The sequence below is a fragment of the Pseudomonas fluorescens NCIMB 11764 genome, from assembly GCF_000293885.2.
Taxonomy (GTDB): Bacteria; Pseudomonadota; Gammaproteobacteria; order Pseudomonadales; family Pseudomonadaceae; genus Aquipseudomonas; species Aquipseudomonas fluorescens_B.
The window spans coordinates 5,002,620-5,024,904 of record NZ_CP010945.1 but is presented as its reverse complement, the minus strand read 5'-3'; the positions used below and the strand labels follow the sequence as shown (position 1 = coordinate 5,024,904).

15 protein-coding genes are annotated in these 22,285 nt (G+C 61.1%); 1 reads left to right on the top strand and 14 read right to left on the bottom strand.

All coding sequences use genetic code 11. From position 1 onward, the window contains the following. Positions 1-45 precede the first annotated feature (45 nt). From B723_RS22820 to B723_RS22775, 10 genes are all read right to left on the bottom strand, one after another. Positions 46-642, bottom strand: coding sequence for a glutathione S-transferase (locus tag B723_RS22820; RefSeq protein WP_017338455.1), 597 nt, complete (start codon positions 640-642; stop codon positions 46-48). Further along, complete coding sequence (locus B723_RS22815) at positions 639-4,280, bottom strand: AAA family ATPase (protein ID WP_017338456.1); 3,642 nt, start codon at positions 4,278-4,280, stop codon at positions 639-641. Before B723_RS22815 ends, B723_RS22820 begins: the two co-directional genes overlap by 4 nt. Then, positions 4,277-5,521: an exonuclease SbcCD subunit D C-terminal domain-containing protein gene (locus B723_RS22810; protein WP_017338457.1), complete on the bottom strand. Its 1,245-nt coding sequence runs from the start codon at positions 5,519-5,521 to the stop codon at positions 4,277-4,279. Before B723_RS22810 ends, B723_RS22815 begins: the two co-directional genes overlap by 4 nt. 265 nt (positions 5,522-5,786) lie before the next feature. Then, entirely contained in the window at positions 5,787-7,427 is a 1,641-nt protein-coding gene (locus tag B723_RS22805) for a BatD family protein (protein WP_017338458.1), read from the bottom strand. Then, positions 7,424-9,160, bottom strand: coding sequence for a tetratricopeptide repeat protein (locus B723_RS22800; RefSeq protein WP_017338459.1), 1,737 nt, complete (start codon positions 9,158-9,160; stop codon positions 7,424-7,426). Before B723_RS22800 ends, B723_RS22805 begins: the two co-directional genes overlap by 4 nt. After that, complete coding sequence (locus tag B723_RS22795) at positions 9,157-10,236, bottom strand: vWA domain-containing protein (RefSeq protein ID WP_017338460.1); 1,080 nt, start codon at positions 10,234-10,236, stop codon at positions 9,157-9,159. Before B723_RS22795 ends, B723_RS22800 begins: the two co-directional genes overlap by 4 nt. Then, positions 10,229-10,723 carry a DUF4381 domain-containing protein gene (locus tag B723_RS22790; RefSeq protein WP_017338461.1) on the bottom strand — a complete coding sequence of 165 codons (495 nt, stop codon included), beginning with the start codon at positions 10,721-10,723 and terminating at the stop codon, positions 10,229-10,231. The genes B723_RS22795 and B723_RS22790 overlap by 8 nt, the downstream gene beginning before the upstream one ends. Beyond that, positions 10,720-11,664, bottom strand: a complete 945-nt coding sequence (locus B723_RS22785) for a DUF58 domain-containing protein (RefSeq protein WP_017338462.1) — start codon at positions 11,662-11,664, stop codon at positions 10,720-10,722. The genes B723_RS22790 and B723_RS22785 overlap by 4 nt, the downstream gene beginning before the upstream one ends. 5 nt (positions 11,665-11,669) lie before the next feature. Further along, complete coding sequence (locus B723_RS22780; protein WP_008150800.1) at positions 11,670-12,629, bottom strand: AAA family ATPase; 960 nt, start codon at positions 12,627-12,629, stop codon at positions 11,670-11,672. A 285-nt stretch (positions 12,630-12,914) separates the two neighbouring features. After that, positions 12,915-13,268: a hypothetical protein gene (locus B723_RS22775; protein ID WP_017338463.1), complete on the bottom strand. Its 354-nt coding sequence runs from the start codon at positions 13,266-13,268 to the stop codon at positions 12,915-12,917. A gap of 503 nt (positions 13,269-13,771) precedes the next feature. On the opposite strand from B723_RS22775, the gene B723_RS22770 reads away from it, so the two are divergent. Beyond that, entirely contained in the window at positions 13,772-18,673 is a 4,902-nt protein-coding gene (locus B723_RS22770; RefSeq protein WP_017338464.1) for an NAD-glutamate dehydrogenase, read from the top strand. 163 nt (positions 18,674-18,836) lie between these two features. On the opposite strand, the gene B723_RS22765 is transcribed toward B723_RS22770, so the two are convergent. The 4 genes from B723_RS22765 to B723_RS22750 all read right to left on the bottom strand — a co-directional run bounded on the left by B723_RS22765 (position 18,837) and on the right by B723_RS22750 (position 22,230). Next, complete coding sequence (locus tag B723_RS22765; protein ID WP_017338465.1) at positions 18,837-19,547, bottom strand: hypothetical protein; 711 nt, start codon at positions 19,545-19,547, stop codon at positions 18,837-18,839. A gap of 230 nt (positions 19,548-19,777) precedes the next feature. Beyond that, entirely contained in the window at positions 19,778-20,188 is a 411-nt protein-coding gene (locus B723_RS22760) for a cupin domain-containing protein (protein ID WP_017338466.1), read from the bottom strand. A 191-nt stretch (positions 20,189-20,379) separates the two neighbouring features. Continuing rightward, complete coding sequence (locus B723_RS22755) at positions 20,380-20,673, bottom strand: antibiotic biosynthesis monooxygenase family protein (RefSeq protein WP_017338467.1); 294 nt, start codon at positions 20,671-20,673, stop codon at positions 20,380-20,382. A gap of 123 nt (positions 20,674-20,796) precedes the next feature. After that, on the bottom strand, positions 20,797-22,230 hold the full coding sequence (locus B723_RS22750) for a PLP-dependent aminotransferase family protein (protein ID WP_017338468.1): 1,434 nt from the start codon (positions 22,228-22,230) through the stop codon (positions 20,797-20,799). Positions 22,231-22,285: the final 55 nt, after the last annotated feature.

The window sequence follows — 22,285 nt, the reverse complement described above, 5'->3', positions numbered from 1 at the left end:
CGCTTCGCAGCCCAGCGGGAGCAAGCTCCCTCGCCACAGGGGGGGCTACTTGGCCATAATTGCGCTGAACAGGTCTGACTCCAAAAACCGTTGCAACCACGCCTGCAAACGCCGATAGGGCGTCTGCCCGAACCACTCGCGATCCACATGGGCGAATTGCCGAATGAACGGCATCAGCGCCACATCCGCCAGGCTCGGATGGTTCGCCAACAAATAGTCGCGCCCCTCCAGCAACTCATCCAGCTTGCGCAAGAACACCTCGCCCTCAGCGCGATAAAATTCCATCGGCTGCTCGGGGTAACGCTCGGCGTACTTGTAGCGATTCAGATGCACCTTGAACGCCTGATCGTTCTCTTCGATCAGCGCAGCGATCTGCGCTTGCGCCGCAGGATCCCCGGTGAGCAACCAATCCTGAGGATCGTGCTGCGCCAGCGCCCAGCGCATGATCGACAGGCTTTCATCGATCACTCCACCGTCCACACTCAGCACCGGCACCGTGCCTTTGCTCGACAGCGCCAGCATCTCGGCAGGCTTGGCCTTCAGGCTGACCTCGACGATGTTCACCGCAACCCCCGAGTAACGCAGGGCCATCCGCGCCCGCATCGCGTACGGGCAGCGGCGGAAGGAGTACAGCGTATTCATTTCACCTCCAGCGTACTCAGACCGTTGCCCTGGCGGTGGACCTGAATCTGTACCGGAATCCGTTCGTGCATTTCCTGAACGTGGGAAATCACCGCGACCTTGCGGCCCTGCGCCTGCAAACCGTCGAGGGCATCCATGGCCAGTTGCAGGGATTCCGGGTCAAGGCTGCCGAAGCCTTCGTCGATGAACAGCGATTCGATTTTCAGCGTGCTCGACGCCATCGACGCCAGGCCCAATGCCAGTGCCAGGGAGACGAGGAAGGTTTCGCCGCCGGACAACGAATGCACCGAGCGCAGTTCGTCGCCCATCTCGGTGTCCATCACCAGCAACCCGAGCATGCTGCCGCCGCGCTTCAAGCGATAGCGCCGCACCAGTTGCCGTAGCTGGACGTTGGCGTGATGCACCAGCAGGTCGAGGTTGTAGGCCTGGGCGATCTTGCGGAAGGTGTCGCCGCTGGCGGAACCGATCAGCGCATTCAGGCGCGCCCAACGCTGGTACTCGGTGTAGGCGTCGGCGATCTGTTGGGTCAACGCCTGATTGGCGTTTTGTCGGCGCTGATCCTCGGCCTGTTCAGCGCGCAGTTCGGCGCAACGGTGCTCGCTGGCGGCAAACTGGCCTTGCAGTTCGTTCAGGGCGGTAGCCAGTTGCTCGGCATCGAGATTGCCGTTGTGCTGCGCCTGGTGAAGGGTCAGGCGTTTATCGCGCTCCTGTAACAACACCTTGGCTTGTTCGATGGCTTTTTCGTTGTGCTGCAACCGTTGGCGCAGTTCGCTGACCTGTTGGTCGTCGACGCTCAGCAACTGCTCCAGGCCGCCGTCATCCAGTTCCGGATGCAAGGCGCGCCAGTCGGCGATCTTCGTGTTCAGTTCGCGGTCTTCGGCTTCCAGGGCGATCAGGCGGTCTTGCTGCGCTTTCAGTTCCGCCGCCAGTTGCACCAGCCGTGTGCGTACGGATTGCAGTTCCTGATTCGCAGCCGTTTCGGCATGGCGCGCCTGTTCGACAGCCTGATCCAGCTGCTGCTGCCACTGTTCGGCGCTGCTGTGGGAGCCGAGCAATTGCGTCAGTTGTTGCTGGCAGGCCTGTTGCTGCTCGGCGAGGGCAGAGAATTGTTGCTGGGCCGCTTCCAGCTGCTGGACGCGGGTCAGTTGACGATCCTGTTCCTTCTCCAGCGTCTGCTGGCGTTGTTGCTGTTCGCTGAGTTCGTCGCGTTGCTGATCGAGTTGTTCCAGGCGCTGGGCGATCTGCCGGTCGAGCTGCATGAAGGTAGCGGCAGGCTCATTGCGCAAGGCGTCCAGTGTGTCGGCCGGGAGCAGGGTGCTGAACGCGGTCAGTTCTTCGTCCAGACGCTGGCGATCATTGCTTAGTTCGCGTTGCTGATTGGCCAGATGCTGGGCTGCCTGCAGGCTCGCGGTTTCAGCACTGCGCAGTTGCTGTTGAAGGCGCGCGGCGTCCTGTTGCAGGGTGAGCAGGGCGGTTTGCCGCTGTTCGTCCTGGGTGATGCTTTGGTTCAACTGGCTGTTTTGCTGGTTCAGCCAGGCATCGCGTTTTGCGCTGTCCTGAGAGAACAACTGCGCCGACAGCGGGTGCGCATCGAGGCTGGGGGCCAGGTTCTGCTGCTGTGCGACGAGCTGTTCCTGCTGCTGCAGCAACTCCTTTTGTTGCGCAATCACACCGCCGACTTCGGTGCGCAGGTCGGTGAGTTTTTCCTTGAGCAAATCCACCGCTTTCTGTGCGTTGGCCTGTTCGCTTTCATCATGGCGACCGAGGCTTTGCAATAGCGCCTCGGGCTGATGATAAGGATGGTCCAGGCTGCCGCAAACCGGGCACGGCTGATCATCCTGCAACTGCTCGCGCAGTTCTTCCACGCTGGCGCTGCGGGCCAGGCGCTGGCGTTCCAGCAGTTCGCGAGTCACCGTCAGGGTCTGTTCGGCGACGGTCAATTCGTTTTTGGTTTTCACCCCGTCCTGGGTCAGGCGGTCACGTTCCTGCTGGGCAATGGTTTGGCGTTGCTGCAGTTCCGCGATGCGCTTGTCCAGCTCCTGCTGGCTGGCCCACAGACGCGTCAGTTCCTCAAAGCTGCGCAGTTGCTTGCGATTGTCTTGCAACAGATTGCCCAGCAACTGGATCTGTTCGGCCACCGCTTCCGGCTCGGCGCCGGCCTCTTTGTAGAGCACTTCCAGGTTTTGTTTTTGCGTGGCCCATTCTTCGGCGGCACGGCTGGCGTTGAGTTCCAGTGACGCCAGTTCGGCCTGCCCCTTGTTCAGGCGATTGCCGATCAGCATCAACTGCTGAAGACGGTCGCGGTAGGCGTTCCAGGCGTCGCTGAGCGGCGCAAGATGGGTGCTTTGCTCAAGCTCGGCAGCAATCCGTTGCAGACGCTCGGCGACCCGATTCTGCTGATCGAGCAAACCTTGGATTGTCTGTTGGCCTTCAGAGCAGGCCAGTTCTGCCTGCTGCTTGAGGTCGGCACTGAGGCCGGTGTCCTTGATCAGGCGGGCGAGGGTGCTTTGCGCCTCAAAGGCCTGACGCAGCAGTGGCACACTTGATGTGTGTTGGCTTTGCGCCTCGACCAGCGCGGTTTGCGCGGCGCCCAGACTGTGTTCGAGTTGCGTCTGACGCGCCTGCAACTCCTGTTCTTGCCGGGTGTGCTGCTGAATCTGCTCAGCCAGCGGCGTGAGGCGGGCACTGAGTTCGGTCTGACGGGCGAACTGGTGCCGTTGGGGCGCCAGGTGTTCCAGGCGCGTCAGCTTCAAGCGTTCGCCGGCCAGGCTTTCCCAATCCTGTTGGGCGCTGGTCAGTTGTTCGGTGGCGCTGAGCTGTTCGTCCTGCAACTGGCGCAGCTCTTTCAGCCACGTGTGTTGCAGCTCTAATTGCTTGAGTTGCGCCTGTTGGTTTTTGAGTTGCTGCTGCGCCTCATTGAAGCGTTCATCCAGCTCCGCACGGGCTTCGGGCGCCAGCGGTGTGACGCCGGTGGCTTGATCCAGCAACAGCTTGTGGGTTTCGCGGGCCTCTTTGGTCTTGTCGAACGCGCGGCGACCCAGGCGCGTATACAGCGCAGTGTCGGTGAGTTTTTCCAGCAGTTCGCTGCGCTCGTTGTCATTGGCCTTGAGGAACGCACTGAACTCACTCTGGGCCAGCAACACGGCGCGGGTGAACTGCTCGAAGTTCAAACCGAGGACGGATTCGAGCTGGGCCTTGAACTCGACTTTCTGACTGGCCAGCAGCTGATCCAGGTCGATGTCGCGCAAACTTTGACGGCTGGCTTGCAGCTTGCCGCCGGCCTTTTCCCGGGCGCGATTGGCTTCCCAGCGAGCGCGGTAGCGGCGGCCATCGATGCCGACGAAATCCACTTCGGCATAGCCTTCACCGGTGCCGCGACGCAGCAGTGTGCGAGGGTCGCCGGTGCTGATCTCGCCGTCGGCGTCTGGCGCCTTGGCCGACACTTGAGCGTTGCTCAGTCGTGGCACGGCGCCGAACAGCGCCAGGCACAAGGCATCGAGCAAGGTGCTTTTGCCGGCGCCGGTGGGCCCGGTGATCGCGAACAAACCGGCGCTGGCCAGCGGTTCGGCGGTGAAGTCGATTTCAAACGGCCCGGCCAACGAGGCGAGGTTTTTCAGGCGGATCGCGAGAATTTTCATGGCTGTTCGCTCTCCATCTGCACGTCCTGCAACAACTCGGCAAAGTCTTGCAGCGTTTGCTCGTCGACCTCGCTGCCGTAGTTGTCCAGCCAGGCGCGGCTGAACAGTTCCTGAGGCGTGAGTTGGTCCAGTTCGATCAGGGGGGCGCCGTCATCGACGCCATCGCGACTGCCGTTGCCCGCGTACTCAGCGGCGATGCGCACCAGGCGCACGGCTTTGCCTTGCAGGGCCGATTCCACCTGGTGGCGCAAATCAGGTTGCGGCTCATCCAGGCGAACCCGGACTTCCAGCCATGGCTGACGCTGAATATCCGCCAGCAGATCGATGTTCGGCAGGTCGGCAAGTTGCAGGAGGATATCGGCCAAGGGCGCGGGGCCGACGCGTTGCAGGTTCACGGCGCGGGGAATCAGTTTCGGCTCCACGCTGACCAGGGTTTCGCCGTCGAGCTGGATATCGAGAATCTGATGCTGATAGCCGATTTCGGAGAACGACAATGGAATTGGCGAGCCGCTGTAGCGAATGCGCTCTTCACCGTTGACCTTCTGCGGCTTGTGCAAATGACCGAGGGCGACGTAGCTGATGCTCGGGCCGAACAGGCTGGCAGGCAGCGCTTCAGCATTGCCGATGATCAGGCTGCGCTCGGAGTCTTCCGACACCGAGCCGCCGGCCATGTGCGCATGACTGATGGCAATCAGCGCCTGGCCCTTCTTGCGCTTGGCGTTGGCGGCTTCGATCAGCCATTCATGAACCTGGCCGATCCCGCGCAGATAATTGTCGCCCAGATGCGCGCCGGTCACTTCGGCAGGCCGCAGGAACGGCAGCGCCAGGCACCAGGCGACAGTTTTGCCCTTGGCGTCCGGCAGTGGCAGCAGCAAACGCTCGGCGTCGAGCTGCCCGTCATCCAGCCACAACACACGACCCAGAGCGTGGGTACGCAAACGACGCATCAGCGGTGCGGGCAGTTCGATGCGCGAACCTGAATCGTGGTTGCCGGCGATCATCACGATGGTCAGCTTCGGTTGTTGTTCATGGGCGCTGACGATGAAGTCGTAGAGGCGCTCCTGGGCTTTGACCGGTGGATTGACCGTGTCGAAGATGTCGCCGGCGATCAGCAGCACATCGGGCTGGTCCAGCTTCAACTGGCGCAACAGCCACTCGAGGAAACAACCGTGCTCGAAATCACGGTCCTGGCCGTGCAGGTTCTGCCCAAGGTGCCAGTCGGAGGTGTGAAACAGACGCAAGGCGAGCTCCGTAGGGAATGAGGTAATAGCCGCGAGGAAAATGACAGCGGCGAAAAGGGGGAGAGTTTACGGGTAAACACATTTGATCGCTCGATGGATCTGATCAAGCCGAAACCTGTGGCGAGGGAGCTTGCTCCCGCTGGGCTGCGAAGCAGACCCCTTCAATCTTTCTGATACACCGAGTCGCCTTGATTTACGACTGCTGCGCAGTCGAGCGGGAGCAAGCTCCCTCGCCACAAAAGCTCTCTTCATCTCAGGGCAGTGTTTATTTCGGATAAAGCGGCGGCAGGCCACTGTCGCCGACCGGATCATGAACCCGCTCGGCAATCGGGATCGCCTTGATCGCGCGCCACAACTCTTCTCCCTGCCAATGCTGGCCAGTTTCGCTGTACAGCGCCCCGTTCAAACCATCCAGCGCGTCCGATAACGGCACAAATCGCGCCGCCATGTCGGCCAGGGTTTCCGGTTGTTGCCGGGCCCAGGCGTCGAGGGCCTGACGGGTGGCGTGGGGGTCGTTGGCCTGGCAGGCGCGCTTGAGGTCGTCGAGCACGGTGCGCGGGCTCGGGCCGGCCTGGGCTGCGCGCAGGATCGCCGGTTGCCAGCGGGCGCGCCACCAGAGGCCAAAGCCCAGCAGAGTGGTGCAGGCCAGCATCACGGTGCTGAGTTTCCACCACCAGAGTGCTTCGTTGTCGGCAGCGGAAATGACCGTCGGCATGCCCGCCGGGCTATCGACCATCAATCCCGGATTGTTCGCTACTTGCAGGGTCCGGGCCGGCAGGCTGGTGTGCTCCAGGTGATCCTCGAACGTGTTCCACCAGACGACCTCCACCGCCGGCAACTCGACGTCACCGTCGCGAACAGGCACCAGCGCCTCACGGTCCTCACGGCTGCCGATCAGGCCGCGCTCGCTGTTCTGGTTGACCAGCACCGGCTGATCCGGATAACGGCGCAAGCCATTGACATCGGTCACCGGCAACGGGGGCAGTTGAGAACTGGCCAGGCCTTCCGCCCTCAAGGTCAGGCTGCGAGTCAGCGAATCGCCCACCTGCGCGTGATCCGGCTCAGGGTTCCAGCTCTCGCTCAAGCTCAGGCTGCGGGCCGGTAACCAAGGCACGTCAGCCGGATAGGTGGCTGGTTTTGCCTTGACGGTCAGCGGCAGTTGGGCCGAGCTGACGCGCATCAGTTTGCCAGACTTCGGCACCTGGGATTCGGCGTCCTGGGCCGGCTGGGCGTCGACCAGCGTGGCGCTGAAAATCTGCGCCGGAATGATCAACTGGCCGCTGTGTTGCGGGTAGATCGCGTAGCGCAGTTCAATCACGCCATGGCGCAGGCCGTTGATGTCTTTTTCGTATGTCCGCGACTCACCCAGTTGCTCGATGCGCGCATCGGGAATCTGCAACGGGGTCAGGCTGCTGTCGTCGTACAGCGAAACGGAATGGTAGATGCGCAAGGTCAGGATCGCCTGGGCCTGCACGTACACGCTGCTCTGATCGAGGCTGGCGTCGATGAACACCGGCGCCAGCTTGTTCTTGCTGTCCTGGGTTTCGCTTTCTACCACTTGCAGGGTAATCGGCTGGCTTTGCGCGTCGCCCAGTTGCAACGTGGGAATCACCACGCTGCCGTTCTGGCGCGGCAGCAGGGTGATGATCCAGCGGGTGGTGGCGCGGTTGTCGCCGTTAATGGTGGTCAACTGGTTGACCTGGCGGGTGCCGCGAACGTCGAACAGCGGCTCCAGCGCCGTCAGGTCGGGCTTGCCGAACTGCGTCACGTCGTTGGATTCCAGGGTCAGCTCGACCGTCTCGCCGGAGTTCAGACGACTGCGATCGACACTGGCGACCAGCCCCGCAGCCTGGGCCTGAACTGTCCAGAGAAACATGGCAAGCAAGAAAGCGGTGAAGCGGGTCATCGAGTTTTTTCCTGATCCTGATGTTGTTGCTGTTCGTACCAGAATTTGCGTCTGAGCAATTCACCCGGATCATCCGGAATCTTGCGCAGCCATTGCTCCAGCGCCTGACGCTGTTCGCCATCGATGGCATCGCCGGCCGGGCGCAATGGCGGGGTGGTGCTTTGTTCGTCGCCCAACTCACTGCCGGGCACTTCATTGGTGCCGGGGCGCGGGGCTGTCGTATCCGACTGTTCCGCATCGGGTGTAGCCGTCTGGGCGTCGGACTTCGGTTCGCCACTGTTCGACGGTTGGGTGGCGGCGCCGGGCGGCGGTTCCTGCGGGGTTCCGGTCTCGTCGCCTTCGGTTTTGTCCGGCTCGACGGGGGCCGGTGTGTTTTTCTGTTTGAGCAGATTTTCCACCAAGGCCTTGTTGGTCTGCGCCGGGCGCAGGTCTGGTTGACGTTCCAGCGCCTGTTCGTAAGCATCCAGCGCGGCTTCCAGCTCTCCGCTCTTTGCCAGCGCGTTGCCACGATTGTAGTGGGCGTGGGCGTCATTGCCTTCGGCGAACCGCTGGGCGGCGCCGCTGTAGTCGCCGGACTCATAGAGCGCGACGCCTTGCCATTGTCGATCTTCGAAGTGTTGCGCGGCTTCGGCGGGGCGCTTCTTCTTGAGCAGGTGCAGCCCCTGTTGATCCGGGCGCAGCCACAAGTCCTCAAAGTCGAAGGCGTAGCTCGGTTGCGGAAACAGGAACAGCAACGGCAGGCAGAACAACCAGCCGCGACGACCGGCGCAGGCTGCCAACAGCAGCAACGGCAACAGCAGCCAGTAACCCTGATCGGCCCAGGTATCGAGGCGCAAGGTCTGGCCATCGTTGCGCAGATGACGTGGACCGTCGAGCAGGCCGAGGGCGCGCAGGTCGGCGTCGTCCAGCCCCCCATGGCGATAACGCCCGTCGAGGCCGTTGACGAACGCTTTCAGGCTCGACTCGTCCAGGCGCGGGACCAGAATTGCGCCCTGATCGTCCTTAAGGAAACTGCCGTCTTCCTGCGTGATTGGCGCACCTTCGGCGGTGCCGATGCCGAGCATCAGGAATTCTGTCGACTTGCCGTCCAGCGCCTGCTGAATCCCTTCGCGTTCCAGGTCGGTCAAGGACGAGCCGACCAGCAGGATCCTGCCGTCACCCAAGGCACTCTGAGTCAACAGCGCAAGGGCCTTGTTCACCGCAAGGTCGGCGCGATGGCCGGCCAGGGGCATCAGCGACGGTTTGAGCGCATCCAGCAGATTACGACTGGTGGAGAGGTCATCCGACAGCGGCACCAGCGTGTGCGCGCTGCCTGCGTAGACAACAATGGCGGTCTGCGCGTCGCTGCGATTCTGCAGCAGGTCGAACAGCTTGCGCCGGGCCTGTTCCAGCCGGTTAGGCGTCACGTCGGTGGCGAGCATTTCCGGGGTCAGCTCCAGAATAACCACCAGCGGGTCGGCCGGTTTCTGACTGGTTTGCTCGACACGCTCCCAGCTCGGTCCGAGCAGCGCCAGTATCGTTAACAGCCACGCTACGCCGAGCGCGACCCACGGCAGTTTGCTCTCGCGTCCGTTGCCGCCACTGAGCAGCGCGGAATGAAAGGCGGGTGGCAGAATCATCTGCCAGCGACCGGCGCGCTTCTGCCGATGCCAGAGCTGCCAGAGCAACCAGCCGAGCAGCGGCAACAGCAGCAGCCACCAAGGGCGGAACCAGTAAGGCCACAGTTCGCTCATCGGCGCCTCCGCAGGCGCAGGCGCTTGAGCCGTTGGCGCCAGTCAGGCAATGGTGTCTGCAAGAACAGATCCCTGGTAAACAGACGCTGCAACGGGTTGTCCGGCCAGCGTTCGCGGATGACCAGCAGCATGCTCAACAGCAGCGCTATCGCCAGCGGCCATTGATACAACGTCTGCGCCGGACGGGCCTGGGTCGGTTGTTGAGTCACCGGCTCCAGTTGATCGAGAGTTTCCTTGATCGCTTGCAACTCCTTGCCGTCGCGAGCGCGGAAATACTGGCCGCCCGTGGCGGCGGCGATGGCCTTCAACGCAGGTTCGTCGAGGTCCAGGCTCGGGTTGATCCCGAGGAATGCTGCGGTGCCGCTGTCCTCGGGATCGGCGCCGATGCCGATCGGGTAGATTTTCACGCCTTCATTGGCCGCCAGCCGCGCTGCCGTCAGCGGGTCGATTTCGCCGCCGTTATTGGCGCCGTCCGTCACCAGAATCAGCACGCGGCTTTGCGCCGGACGCATGCGCAGGCGTTTGAGCGCGAGGCCGATAGCGTCGCCGATGGCGGTGTTCTTTCCGGCGATACCGATGCGCGCTTCGTCGAGCCAGACCCGCACAGTGCGCCGGTCAAACGTCAGGGGTGCCTGCAGATACGCCCGGCTGCCGAAGAGGATCAGGCCGACACGGTCGCCTTCGCGACTCTCCAGAAAATCACCGAGCAAATGTTGCACCAGCGTCAGGCGGCTGACTTCATCGTCTCGCCACTGCATGTCGGGGAAGTCCATGGAGCCGGAAACGTCCACCGCCACCAGCAGGTCACGGCCACTGGCGGCAATGGGTAACGGTTCGCCGAGCCACTGCGGGCGCGCCGCGGCGATCAGCAAAAACAGCCACAGCAGCATGAACGGCGCTTGCTGGCGCCAGGCCGGCAGATTGGCCCGAGCGCGACGCCGGGCCAGGCCTTCGAGGTCGCTGAGGAAACTGACTTTGAGCGCCGGTTCGCCGCTGTCGGCCACCGGCAGCACGATGCGCATTAACCAGGGCAGCGGCAGCAGGGCGAAGATCCAAGGCCAGGCGAACTCAAACATGTTTGCGAATCCACGTGTCGACGGCTTGCGTCAGGCCGGCGATGGCCTTGTCGTCGAGTTTGCATTCGGGTTTGTAGGCGCCTTCGACCAACACCATCCAGCGCGTCAGGCCGGCGGCCGGGCAACGGTTGTCGAGGAATGCCAGCCATTTGCGCCCGTTGAGGGTGTGGCTCTGGCTGTAGGGGTAATGGTTACGGCACAGGCGTTTGAGCAGGCCGTTGAGCTGCTGCAGCCAGGCGCCGGCCGGTGCGCCGTCGTACGGTTTGGGCATCAACGCCAGTTCCGCCAGTGCGGCGAGGCGTACCGGGTCCAGCGGTTGTTCGGCACGCACGATGGGGCGCTTGTTGGGCAGGAAGCGCCGCGCCTTCCACAGGCCGAAACCGATCAGCGGCAGCAACAACAGCAACAACCACCAGCCCGGCGCGGGTGGCCAGAAGCCTGGTGGAGGAGGGGAAATCAGCGGTTGCAGTTGATCGAGGCTGCTCATCGATGTTTCCCCGGCTTCTGCGGGTTCAGGTACTCGCGCAGTTGTTCGACCATCTCGCTCTGGGTGCTCAGGGGCATCAACAATACGCGAAGCTTTTGCGCGAGCAATTCCCAATGGGCGATGCGCGCTTCAGCCTGGGCGCGGTAGGTCTGGCGCAAGTCGAAATTCAGCGTGTCGAGTTCCAGCTGCGCGCCGCGTTCGACAAACCGCAAAAGGCCGGCAGCGGGCAGGGCGTGGTCCAGTGGATCGGACAGCGGCAGCAGCAACAGGTCGCAATGGCGGGACAGCAGGCTCAGTTGCTGCTCGGAGCCCTCGGTCAACGCGCGCTCGTCGCAGATCACGATTACCAGGCTGCCGGGGCGCAGCACCTCCCGGGCACGACGCAGGGCCAGGTTGAGGGCATCGCGGTTCTGTTCGCTTTCGGTGTGCAACGACTGATTGACACGCACCAGTCGGTTGAGAAATTGCAGCAGGCTCTGTTTGCTGCGCCGGGGCTTGATTTCGTAGTGTTCGGTATCGCCGAACACCAGCCCGCCGACGCGATCGTTGTGGCCGAGTGCAGCCCAGCCAATCAGGCTCGCGGCCTGGGCGGCGAGCACCGATTTGAACATCAGCCCTGAACCGAAAAACAGCCGTCGGCTTTGCTCGACCATAATGAAAATCGGTCGCTCGCGTTCTTCATGGAACAGCTTGGTGTGCGGCTCCTGTGTGCGGGCGGTGACGCGCCAGTCGATGCTGCGTACGTCGTCGCCGGCCTGATAGACCCGCACCTGGTCGAAGTCCACGCCACGGCCACGCAGCTTGGAGTGGTGCAGGCCGATCAGCGGGCTACGCTGGCTCGGCGTGGAAAACAACTGCACTTCACGCACACGATGGCGCATCTCGATCAGCTCGGCGAGGCTGACGCGGATGCCCGGCTCGGGCGGCAGGATGGCGTTCATCGGGGTCAAGCGACGGCTACAACGTCGAGAATCCGCTGGACCACCCGGTCCTGGTCGATGCCAGCGGCTTCGGCTTCAAAGGAAAGAATGATGCGGTGGCGCAACACGTCGAACAGCACGGCTTGAATGTCTTCCGGGCTGACGAAGTCGCGACCGGCCAGCCAGGCGTGGGCCCGGGCACAACGGTCGAGGGCAATCGAGCCACGCGGGCTGGCGCCGTAGGCGATCCACTCGGCCATCTCCGGGTCGAACTTGGCCGGGGTGCGTGTGGCCATGACCAGTTGAACCAGGTATTCCTCCACGGCGTCGGCCATGTACAGACCGAGGATTTCCTTGCGTGCGGCGAAAATAGCCTGCTGGCTGACCCGGCGCTCGGGCTTGGTCTCGCCGTTCAAGGCTTCGCCACGGGCTTGTTGCAGGATGCGCCGTTCGACCGCCGCGTCCGGGAAACCGATTTTCACATGCATCAGGAAGCGATCGAGCTGGGCTTCAGGCAGCGGATAGGTGCCTTCCTGCTCGATCGGGTTTTGCGTGGCCATCACCAGGAACAGCGGCGACAGCTCGTAGGTACTGCGCCCGACACTGACCTGCCGCTCGCCCATGGCTTCGAGCAGCGCCGACTGAACCTTGGCCGGGGCCCGGTTGATTTCGTCTGCCAACACCAGGTTGTGGAAGATCGGGCCTTGCTGGAACACGAAACTGCCGGTTTCCGGGCGATAGATTTCCGTGCCGGTGATGTCGGCAGGCAACAGGTCGGGAGTGAACTGAATGCGATGGAACTGGGCTTCGATGCCTTCGGCGAGTTCTTTGATCGCTTTGGTCTTGGCCAGGCCCGGCGCGCCCTCGACCAGCATGTGGCCGTCGGCAAGCAAGGCGATGAGCAAGCGCTCGATGAGTTTTTCCTGGCCGAGAATCTGCGTTGAAAGAAAGGTTCGCAGCGCGAGCAGCGCTTCACGATGTTCCATCGATGACTGTTCCTGGAAAGGTGACCGAAGACGTTCGAATAACGCCAGGGCTGGGGGCGTTACTTTAATCCATCGCGGGGGGCGGCGACTAACGGCATTTTGTGCAAAGTGCGGGAATAGATGGGTGAAAGTGTTGGAAATTTGTGCGGGTCGGGGAGTGGTGTCGTTGATTGGGGCCTCATCGCGAGCGGGCTCGCTGCCACAGTGACCGGGTTCTGTCGGAAAAAACGCGATCGATTGTGGAAGCGAGCCTGCTCGCGACGAGGCCGGTACAGCTACTGAAATTCAGAGCTGGCTGATATAGGTGCCAGTACCTTTGAGAATGTTCTGCAACGTTTCTTCCACCTCAGCCAGATCACTCGCATCGGTACTGTGAATGATCTCCAGCGAATCATCGCCATTCAATGCATCCGCATCCGCCGCCGCGATTTCGATCAGTAACCGGGTAGGGCTGAGCGTCACTTTCACGCCGTCCAGCGTCGAAGGCTCGCCATCAAGGGTGATCTCCAGCTCGTCCTCGTCAGGATAGCGGCTCATCAGGAACATCTCACCCTGATCGCTGTGGCAGGCGAGCATGGCCATGTTGTCTTCTTCCTCGTCACACGGGTTGACGATCAACAGGGAGGTGGTCATTTGCATGGGGAAATCCTGGCTCGGCGAGCGTTGTGAACACAACAAAAGGCAATTCTGCCAGCCCTCGGGAATTTCTGCTCGGTCGAGTGTCAGAGAATGTGTCGTGAACATTCGGGGCGGTGCTGGTCATTTCTGGCACGAATGTGCCGCAAATCCGGGCATAAAACGCCCAATTTCCTACACGGCTGCTAGTGTTGTTCGATGCGCAGGCCTTGAGCTGCGTGCCGATGACCGAATATGTCGCAGCGCTGCAAGCACGGGCCTTGCCGCACTCGTTAAGCTGCGCAACGGATGAGCACCTGTAAAGACATTGCGCTAGAGGTTCGCCAGTCGTTTTTGCAGATGCCCATTCATGGAAGGTGAATGTGACCTGAGTGTCTCGTCCAGCTTCACCCACCTGTCACCCTGTTTCCTCTGCCCGAGAATCAGGAACAGGGTGACGGATCGCCCCGAAAGGGGTTTTGCATGCGACGCTTCCATCAATAACAAGCCCAAGCGGAGTACCACAGATGGCGTTCTTCACCGCAGCCAGCAAAGCCGACTTCCAGCACCAACTGCAAGCGGCACTGGCGCAGCACATCAGTGAACAGGCACTGCCACAAGTGGCGCTGTTCGCTGAACAATTCTTCGGCATCATTTCCCTGGACGAGTTGACCCAGCGTCGGCTGTCCGACCTCGCTGGCTGTACCCTTTCTGCGTGGCGCCTGCTTGAGCGCTTCGATCACGCGCAACCACAGGTTCGCGTCTACAACCCTGATTACGAACGCCACGGCTGGCAGTCGACCCATACCGCGGTCGAAGTGCTGCACCACGACCTGCCATTCCTGGTGGACTCGGTGCGTACCGAGCTGAACCGTCGCGGCTACAGCATTCATACCTTGCAAACCACAGTGCTGAGCGTGCGTCGCGACAGCAAGGGCGAATTGCTGGAAATCCTGCCGAAAGGCACCCAGGGCGAAGGGATCCTGCAAGAATCCCTGATGTACCTGGAAATCGACCGTTGCGCGAACACGGCCGAACTGAACGTCCTGAGCAAAGAGCTGGAGCAGGTTCTCGGTGAAGTCCGCGTCGCGGTCGCCGATTTCGAGCCGATGAAAGCCAAGGTCCAGGAAATCCTGACCGGCCTGGACAACAGCCAGTTCGCTGTCGACGCTGAAGAAAAAGCCGAAATCAAAAGCTTCCTGGAATGGCTGGTGGGCAACCACTTCACGTTCCTGGGCTATGAAGAATTCGTGGTGCGTGATGAAGCCGACGGCGGCCACATCGTTTACGACCAGGATTCCTTCCTCGGCCTGACCAAACTGCTGCGCACCGGCCTGACCTACGATGACCTGCGCATCGAAGACTACGCCGTGAACTACCTGCGCGAACCGACCCTGCTGTCGTTCGCCAAGGCTGCACACCCAAGCCGCGTGCACCGTCCGGCTTACCCGGATTACGTATCGATCCGCGAGATCGACGCCGACGGCAAGGTCATCAAGGAATGCCGTTTCATGGGCCTGTACACCTCGTCGGTGTATGGCGAGAGCGTGCGGGTCATCCCGTACATCCGTCGCAAGGTCGAAGAGATCGAACGCCGCTCCGGCTTCCAGGCCAAGGCTCACCTGGGCAAGGAACTGGCGCAGGTGGTTGAAGTGCTGCCCCGAGATGACCTGTTCCAGACCCCGGTCGACGAGCTGTTCAGCACTGTGATGTCGATCGTGCAGATCCAGGAACGCAACAAGATCCGCGTGTTCCTGCGCAAAGACCCGTACGGTCGTTTCTGCTACTGCCTGGCCTACGTGCCGCGTGACATCTACTCCACCGAAGTGCGCCAGAAGATCCAGCAAGTGCTGATGGATCGCCTGAAAGCCTCGGACTGTGAGTTCTGGACATTCTTCTCCGAGTCCGTGCTGGCCCGCGTGCAACTGATTCTGCGCGTCGATCCGAAAAACCGTCTGGACATCGACCCGGTCCTGCTGGAAAAAGAAGTGGTACAAGCCTGCCGCAGCTGGCAGGACGACTACGCCAGCCTGGTCGTGGAAAGCTTCGGCGAAGCACACGGTACCAACGTGCTGGCGGATTTCCCGAAAGGCTTCCCGGCCGGTTACCGCGAGCGTTTCGCTGCGCATTCGGCCGTGGTCGACATGCAGCACCTGCTCAGCCTGAGCGAAAAAAATCCGTTGGTGATGAGCTTCTATCAGCCGCTGGGCCAGGTCTCCGGCCAGCGCGAGCTGCATTGCAAGCTGTACCACGCCGATACCCCGCTGGCACTGTCCGACGTGCTGCCGATCCTGGAAAACCTCGGCCTGCGCGTGCTGGGTGAGTTCCCGTATCGCCTGCGTCACACCAATGGCCGCGAGTTCTGGATTCACGACTTCGCGTTCACCGCCGCCGAAGGCCTGGAACTGGACATCCAGCAACTCAACGACACCCTGCAGGACGCTTTCGTCCACATCGTGCGCGGCGATGCCGAGAACGATGCGTTCAACCGTCTGGTGCTGACCGCCGGCCTGCCATGGCGTGATGTGGCGCTGCTGCGTGCCTACGCCCGCTACATGAAGCAGATTCGTCTGGGCTTCGACCTGGGTTACATCGCCAGTACCCTGAACAACCACACCGACATCGCTCGCGAACTGACCCGGTTGTTCAAGACCCGTTTCTACCTGGCGCGCAAGCTCACCAGCGATGATCTGGAAGACAAGCAGCAACGCCTGGAACACGCGATCCTTAGCGCGCTGGACGACGTCCAGGTGTTGAACGAAGACCGTATCCTGCGTCGCTACCTGGACCTGATCAAGGCGACCCTGCGGACCAACTTCTACCAGACCGATGCAAACGGGCACAACAAGTCCTACTTCAGCTTCAAGTTCAACCCGCACCAGATTCCAGAACTGCCGAAGCCGGTTCCGAAGTTCGAAATCTTCGTTTACTCGCCGCGCGTCGAAGGCGTGCACCTGCGCTTCGGCAACGTCGCTCGCGGTGGCCTGCGCTGGTCCGACCGTGAAGAAGACTTCCGTACCGAAGTCCTGGGCCTGGTAAAAGCCCAGCAAGTGAAGAACTCGGTCATCGTGCCAGTGGGCGCGAAGGGCGGCTTCCTGCCGCGTCGCCTGCCGCTGGGCGGCAGCCGTGACGAGATCGCGGCCGAGGGCATCGCCTGCTACCGCATCTTCATTTCGGGCCTGTTGGACATCACCGACAACCTGAAGGACGGCGCGCTGGTTCCGCCGGCCAACGTCGTGCGTCATGACGACGATGACCCGTACCTGGTGGTCGCTGCGGACAAGGGCACTGCAACCTTCTCCGACATCGCCAACGGCATCGCCATCGACTACGGCTTCTGGCTGGGTGATGCGTTCGCGTCCGGTGGTTCTGCCGGTTACGACCACAAGAAAATGGGCATCACCGCCAAGGGCGCGTGGGTGGGCGTACAACGTCACTTCCGCGAACGCGGCATCAATGTCCAGGAAGACAGCATCACCGTAGTGGGCGTCGGCGACATGGCCGGTGACGTGTTCGGTAACGGCTTGCTGATGTCCGACAAGCTGCAACTGGTCGCTGCGTTCAACCACCTGCACATCTTCATCGACCCGAACCCTGAGCCTGCGAACAGCTTCGCCGAGCGTCAGCGTCTGTTCGATCTGCCGCGTTCGGCATGGTCGGATTACGACACCAGCATCATGTCCGAAGGCGGCGGGATCTTCTCCCGTAGCGCGAAAAGCATCGCGATTTCCCCGCAGATGAAAGAGCGCTTCGACATTCAAGCGGACAAGCTGACTCCGACCGAACTGCTGAACGCCTTGCTCAAGGCGCCGGTAGACCTGTTGTGGAACGGCGGTATCGGCACCTACGTCAAAGCCAGCACCGAAAGCCACGCCGATGTCGGCGACAAGGCCAACGATGCGCTGCGCGTGAACGGTAACGAGCTGCGCTGCAAAGTCGTGGGCGAGGGCGGCAACCTCGGCATGACCCAGCTGGGTCGTGTCGAATTCGGCCTCAATGGCGGCGGTTCCAACACCGACTTCATCGACAACGCCGGTGGCGTGGACTGCTCCGACCACGAAGTGAACATCAAGATCCTGCTGAACGAAGTGGTTCAGGCCGGTGACATGACCGACAAGCAACGTAACCAGTTGCTGGCGAGCATGACCGACGAAGTCGGCAACCTGGTGCTGGGCAACAACTACAAGCAGACTCAGGCCCTGTCCCTGGCGGCACGCCGTGCGTTCGTACGGATTGCCGAATACAAGCGTCTGATGAACGATCTGGAAGGCCGCGGCAAGCTGGATCGCGCCATCGAGTTCCTGCCGTCGGAAGAAGCGATCAACGAGCGTCTTGCGGAAGGCCATGGCCTGACCCGTGCCGAGCTGTCGGTGCTGATCTCCTACAGCAAGATCGACCTCAAGGCGCAGTTGTTGGACTCCCGTGTGCCGGACGACGACTACCTGACGCGCGACATGGAAACCGCTTTCCCACCGAGCCTGGTGAGCAAGTTCTCCGAAGCCATGCGCCGTCACCGTCTGAAGCGTGAGATCGTCAGCACCCAGATCGCCAACGATCTGGTCAACCACATGGGCATCACCTTCGTTCAACGACTCAAAGAGTCGACCGGCATGAGCCCGGCGAACGTGGCCGGTGCCTACGTGATCGTGCGTGACATTTTCCATCTCCCGCACTGGTTCCGTCAGATCGAAGCCCTGGACTACCAGGTTTCCGCTGACGTTCAACTGGAGCTGATGGACGAACTGATGCGCCTGGGCCGTCGCGCTACGCGCTGGTTCCTGCGTGCCCGTCGCAACGAGCAGAACGCTGCCCGTGACGTCGCGCATTTCGGTCCGCATCTGAAAGAGTTGGGGCTCAAGCTCGACGAACTGCTGAGCGGCGAGATCCACGAGAACTGGCAGGCCCGCTACGAGGCGTACGTCGAAGCCGGCGTGCCGGAGTTGCTCGCACGCATGGTGGCTGGCACTTCGCACCTGTACACCCTGCTGCCGATCATCGAGGCCTCCGACGTGACCGGCCAAAACCCTGCGGACGTGGCCAAGGCCTACTTCGCCGTGGGCAGCGCGCTGGACATCACCTGGTACCTGCAACAGATCAGCGCTCTGCCGGTTGAAAACAACTGGCAGGCCCTGGCCCGTGAAGCGTTCCGCGATGACGTCGACTGGCAGCAACGTGCGATCACCATCTCCGTCCTGCAACAGGGCGACGGCACTCAGGACGTGGAAACTCGACTGGCGCTGTGGATGGAAGAGCACGTCGGCATGATCGATCGCTGGCGCGCCATGCTGGTGGAAATCCGTGCCGCGAGCGGCACTGATTACGCCATGTACGCGGTGGCCAACCGTGAACTGCTGGATCTGGCGTTGAGCGGGCAGGCGGTAGTGCCTGTTGCTGCCACTGTCAGTGCAGAACTGGAGCCCGCGGCCTGATCAGTCGCTGAATGAAAAAGCCCCGCATTGAGAGATGCGGGGCTTTTTTTCTGCTTTGGGTTTTGTGGTGTTTGATAAGGCCCCATCGCGAGCAGGTTCGCTCCCACATTGGAATGCATTTCAAATTGTGGGAGCGAACCTGCTCGCGACGGGGCCATTAGCCTTAATACAACTTACGACTTGAATTATTATCAATCATCGATACTTTATCTGTCGGCCCGGTCAATAAATTGCTGAGCGACTGGTCAAACTTCTGCAATGCCCGAACTTGCACATTTTGCTGTTCATTAATATCCGCCACGATCTCTTCGCTGCGTTTATAGTCCGCCCACACCGGGCTCAATGCTTTGGCATCGTGGCCTTGCGCAGTCCCGATGTAATTAAAGTTGGCATCATAAAAAACCGCACTCACATCGGCCTCGACGTCGGAACTGCGCGAGGTGATCAATTGGCTGCGGGTGTCGACAATCGCCACCATGTCCGGTTTCGCGACCTTGAGGCTTTGCATGTCCGGGTACACGGTTACCGAACCGAACTGACGTTGCAAGGATGCCTTGACCCAATCCACCGCCATGTCGGGCCTGGAGGTGGCAACGTAGGCATCATGAATCGGTTGCACCAGCAGACTCTGGCCGAAACCGGTGCCGGCATTCGCCTGGTAGTCCTGAAGATAGGCACGGTTGGTCTGAGTGTTGCGGCTGTAAACGATGCCCAGCGATACATGACTGCCGCTGGCGACATGGGTGGCGCTGCTGCGGCTGACGGGGTCGGTGAAGACACCGTCGAGTGAAGAAACGGCGGTTGGCGCGGTGGGAATTGAACATCCGGTTAAAACAGCGGTGATCGTCAAGGTACTGACAAGTGCAAGTTTCATGGGTGTTTCTCCAGTGAAACAACTTGAGTCGTCAAGTGTAAGTTGCCGAGCGAGTCGGCGGTGTTTTCAGACTAAACCTGTCGGTACTTAATGAAATAGCCAATAACCGCACTTATCAGGTGGCCAATAGTTTTTATTTGGTTTAAATCGTTTCGTTTAATTGCGTAGAGAAATAAAAAGGCCCGAACGTCAGATTCGGGCCTGTTTATTTATGGCTGTACGCTCAGCTATCAGTTTTCCAAGGGGATCAACACTTTCTCGTCGGGGGACAACACCATGAATACCAGGAGTTTGGCCGGCTTGGTCGCGCTGGCATTTTTCGAGACCAGATGCTCCGACCCGGCCGGTTCATACCAATACTCGCCGGCCTTGAAGGTTTTCGCTTGCTCGCCTTTCACCTGCGAAACGATCGATCCCGAAAGCACGTACGCCATGGCGGTACCTTCGTGTTTGTGGGCGATGGAGGATTGGCCGGGCTTGTAATCGACTTCGATCATCAGCGCCTTTTTCCCCGGGACGTTCTTGAGGACTTCGTCCTGCAGGATCGTGACTTTTTCCGAAGGGTCGTGGGCGAATGCCGATGCAGATACGGTCAGGGCGAAGACGGCAAGCGGGGCAGCAAGTAAACGCAAAACTCTCATGATTCATCACCTGCGGTGGTTAGTTGTCAGGCACAACGTTAGTCCGGCAGTGACGGCAATCAAACAGCCAATTTGCGAGAAGGACAGGGGACCAATTGCGGGCTTTGATACGTGAAGATCCCGGCTTGCGGCTGCTCTTGCAGGGGTACCCATTGCCCTGCAGGAATGACCGTAAGCCGGGACCTGACTCTCTAGACGATAGGAAAGCTGTTGAAGTCGACGGCGTTGGCCAGTCGGCTGTCGATCAGACCGATAAAGCCTTGTACTTCAGGGCAGTGGAAATGCATCTGCATGGCCGCTTCCGATTGCCAGCGGGCGCTGACGTTCCAGCGGTTGCTGTCCTCGGGGCAGCGGTCGACCATATAGGAATCGCAGCCCGGTTGTTCGCGCAGGGTTTCGACAATCTTTTGCAGTTGCTTACCCAGCTCATCCGAGCGGCCGGCGGCGGCCTGCACCTTTACGGTGTTGATCACTTCGTTGGACATTGCTCACACTCCTGAATCAGGCCGGACGAATCCTGCTCATTGAGGGATAACGCTTATGCAGGATAGGCCCGCACCTTGGGACCGCCAATAGCCAATCGCCGGATAAAAACCCAGACCAATCTGTCAGGCGACTTGCTGCAAAATGTCCCGCAGACGGTCCAGGGCGGTGTCGATGTCGAGGGTTTCAATGGCGCCAAAGCCCATGAGAAGCCCTGCCCGTGGCGCTTGTTGGTAGTAGAAGTCCTCGATGGAATACAGTCCCACTTCAACCTTTTTCGCCAGTTCGATCACCAACGGCATATCGATAGGCACTTTGCACATAAGCACCATGTGAAACCCGGCGGTGCTTTGGATGGCTTCGAACCAAGGGGACAGGTCACCTGCCACACGCGTCAGGATTCGCTCGCGACGCCCGGCGTAGATCGTATGGCACCGGCGAATATGCTTGAGCAGGCAGCCTTCGGCGATGAACTTGGCCAGCGCCCACTGGGGCAGGGTGGAGGTATGCCGGTCGGTGAGTTGCTTGGCCTGGATCACCGCTTCAAGAATCGCTGGCGGCAAAATCGCGTAACCGAGGCGCAACTCCGGCAGCAAGGTTTTCGAAAAGGTCCCGACGTAGGCGACGATTCCGCGCTCGTCCATGCTTTGCAGGGAGTCGGTGGGCCGCCCTTCATAGCGGAATTCGCTGTCGTAATCGTCCTCGATGATGATCGCGCCGAGCTCGTAGGCGCGCTCCAGCAATGCCACTCGCCGCGCCTGGCTCATCGGCATGCCCAGCGGAAACTGATGTGACGGCGTGACATAAATCAGCTGCGTACCGAAGGGGATCTTGTCGACCTGAAGGCCTTCGGCGTCGACCGGCACGCCGATCACCGTGGCGCCGTGGGTACCAAACAGCAGGCGCGCGGGCGGGTAGCCGGGGTCTTCCATGGCGACGATGCTGCCGGGGCGGGTCATCACGCGGGAGATCAGGTCCAGCGCCTGTTGCGCGCCGTTGCACACCACCACGTCTTCGTCCTGACAGTTCACGCCACGGGAAAAGGCGATGTGCCGGGCGATCGCGTTACGCAGCGCCGGCAGGCCTTCGGGCAGGCTGTAGAAACCCTTTGAACCGGTCATCTGGCGCAAGGCATGAGAGGTGCAGCGCCGCCAATCGTCCTGTGGAAACTGGCCCTTGCTGGTGGCTCCTCCGATGAAGTCATAGCGCAGCGAGCCTTCCAGTGTCGGATGGCGCAAAAACACGGGCAGGTTGCGCCACGACTCGATGACCTCGGCGCTCGCCAATTGCGAATGGCTTTGCTTGGGCAATGCTTTTGCGGTCCGGGCATTGACGTAGGTGCCTTTGCCGATCACGCCGGTGAGGAAGTTTTCATACGTCAGTTGCGCGTAGGTATCGGAAATGGTCTTGCGCGAGATGCCCAGCTGCTCGGCCAGCAATCGGCTGGGCGGCAGCTGCGTGCCGGCTGTCAGACGGCCGGATTCGATGGCGCTGCGCAGTTGGTTGTACAACTGGCCTGCCAGGTCCTTGCGGCCGTTGATGACAACATGAAGTTCCATACCGGCGGGGCTCCTAGGGGCGGTTGAGACGCGTGTGCGTCGCGTCAGATTACCC